Annotated in this window: 1 protein-coding gene; it reads right to left on the bottom strand. The window is 41.0% G+C overall.

Annotation, left to right across the window (positions count from 1 at the left end):
* Window positions 1-30: 30 nt before the first annotated feature.
* On the bottom strand, window positions 31-792 hold the full coding sequence (locus I6E69_RS20440) for an IS5 family transposase (RefSeq protein ID WP_024600859.1): 762 nt from the start codon (window positions 790-792) through the stop codon (window positions 31-33).
* Window positions 793-882 lie beyond the last annotated feature (90 nt).

Below are 882 nucleotides of genomic sequence, written 5' to 3'. Positions count from 1 at the left end.
TAGGGGCTGTTGATCTTTGTAGTACATATATCAATCAGCCCACATTGGTAGCCACATCATAGTAAATGCTAAAGCGAGCATTGAATGATAATTTCGTTCAAGCTTTTCATACCGCGTGGCTATCCCTCTATATTGCTTAATACGGCCAAATGCATTCTCAACCAAGTGCCGATATTTGTACATGCACCAGTCAATATCTTCATTGCCTACTAAACTGTTGCCCTTACGTGGAATAACGGGTGTAGCGTTATTATCACGAACAAACGCTCTCAGTTTTTCACTGTCGTAGCCTTTATCTGCGACAACCATATTACTTGTTGGGCAATTAGCTACGAGTGACTCTGCATGGACGATATCATGCGTATTTCCACAGGATAATTCATAATAAACAGGCAACCCTCCGCTATCAACTGCAAGATGAATTTTCGTAGAATTTCCACCTCGGCTCTTTCCAATTGATTCATTGTCAGCAGTTCTTGCACCGCAACTATGTTGATGAGCCCTGACAATACTGCCATCAATGAAGACCCAATCCATGTCCGCATCACGAGATAATGCGCGAAACAGTTCATTCAAAATCCCTTTTTTGGACCATAAATTAAACCGTCTGTAGATAGCACTCCAACGGCCAAAATCAGAAGGTAAATCTCGCCATGGAATACCTGTGCGCATCTTATACAGTATGCCTTCGAGCGTTTTTCTATGGTCGGGCTTATTATAAATTCGACCACTTAAGTACATTACTTTTGATAAGACATTCCATGTCCCGTCTGTTAACATTAATCTTGGCATGTAGGTTCGGTGTAAAGTTTTCTGGCGAATTCAATTATACCTTATCTTCATGCTGTTTGTTTTTCATACCACAAAGATCAACACGCCCTA

The organism is Pseudoalteromonas sp. NZS100, assembly GCF_015864815.1.
GTDB lineage: Bacteria > Pseudomonadota > Gammaproteobacteria > Enterobacterales > Alteromonadaceae > Pseudoalteromonas > Pseudoalteromonas distincta.
This window is presented reverse-complemented; position numbering and strand designations above follow the sequence as displayed.